Source organism: Streptomyces albicerus (assembly GCF_008905045.1).
Classification (GTDB): Bacteria; Actinomycetota; Actinomycetes; order Streptomycetales; family Streptomycetaceae; genus Streptomyces; species Streptomyces albicerus.
In genome coordinates, this window is record NZ_VWMY01000041.1 from 84,262 (window position 1) to 85,632 (window position 1,371).

Here is a 1,371-nt window from a genome sequence, read left to right on the forward strand (position 1 = left end):
GGGCTGATTTTCAGCGGGGGTCGGGGACAGAGTCAGCCCTTCAGCTCCGCCGCCACCAGCTCCGCGATCTGGACCGCGTTGAGCGCAGCGCCCTTGCGGAGGTTGTCGTTGGAGATGAACAGGGCGAGGCCGTGCTCCACGGTCTCGTCCTGGCGGATGCGGCCGACGAAGGACGGGTCCTGGCCGGCGGCCTGGAGGGGGGTCGGGATGTCGGAGAGGGCGACACCGGGGGCGCCGGCCAGCAGCTCCGTCGCGCGCTCCACCGACAGCGGACGCGCGAAGCGGGCGTTCACCTGGAGGGAGTGGCCCGAGAAGACCGGGACGCGGACGCACGTGCCGGAGACCTTGAGGGCCGGGATCTCGAGGATCTTGCGGGACTCGTTGCGGAGCTTCTGCTCCTCGTCGGTCTCGTTCAGGCCGTCGTCGACGATGGAACCGGCTAGCGGGAGGACGTTGAAGGCGATGGGGCGCTGGTAGACCTGCGGCTCGGGGAAGTCGACCGCGGAACCGTCGTGCGTCAGCTTGTCCGCGTCCGCGATCACCTTCTGCGCCTGGCCGTGCAGCTCGGCCACGCCTGAGAGGCCGGAGCCCGACACCGCCTGGTACGTCGCGACGACCAGCGCCTCGAGGCCCGCCTCCTCGTGGAGCGGCTTGAGCACCGGCATCGCGGCCATCGTCGTGCAGTTCGGGTTGGCGATGATGCCCTTGGGGCGGTCGGCGATCGCGTGCGGGTTCACCTCGGACACCACCAGGGGCACGTCCGGGTCCCGGCGCCACGCCGAGGAGTTGTCGATCACGACGGCGCCCTGGGAGGCGACCTTCTCGGCGAGGACCTTCGACGTGGCGCCGCCCGCGGAGAACAGGACGATGTCCAGACCGGAGTAGTCGGCGGTGGAGGCGTCCTCCACGGTCACACCGTCGACGACCGTCCCGGCCGAGCGGGCCGAGGCGAACAGGCGCAGCTCGGTGACCGGGAAGTCCCGCTCGACCAGGATCCTGCGCATGACTGTGCCGACCTGACCGGTGGCTCCGACGATTCCGACCCTCACGGCGACTCCTTCTGTGCGTGCGCACTACTGCGTGCGTATGACTGCCTACTGTGTGCGTCTGATGTGGCCCCAGCGCATCCATCATGCGTCCGACCCCGCCCTGCCTGTCCAATTCTTTGCCCTGGGCGCCCGAGGAGTGGGACGCGGCCGACCTGCCCGGACAAGGTCCTCGAACCTGCCCGAACAAAGTCCTCGAAGCACCCGAACGTTTTGCCTGCCCTCGGCGTCATAGAGGAAACGCGGCGAGGGGAGGGTGGCTGTGCTGCGCAGAAAAGCCCGCCGTGTCCAGGGGGTCGTCGAGGGCGCACTCGACGACCCCCTG

1 protein-coding gene is annotated in these 1,371 nt (G+C 69.5%); it reads right to left on the reverse strand.

Going from position 1 to position 1,371, the window contains the following annotated elements; translation table 11 throughout:
- Window positions 1-32 precede the first annotated feature (32 nt).
- A complete protein-coding gene (locus GAS53_RS33455; RefSeq protein ID WP_151481502.1) occupies window positions 33-1,049 on the reverse strand; it encodes an aspartate-semialdehyde dehydrogenase in 1,017 nt (338 codons plus the stop codon).
- Window positions 1,050-1,371: the final 322 nt, after the last annotated feature.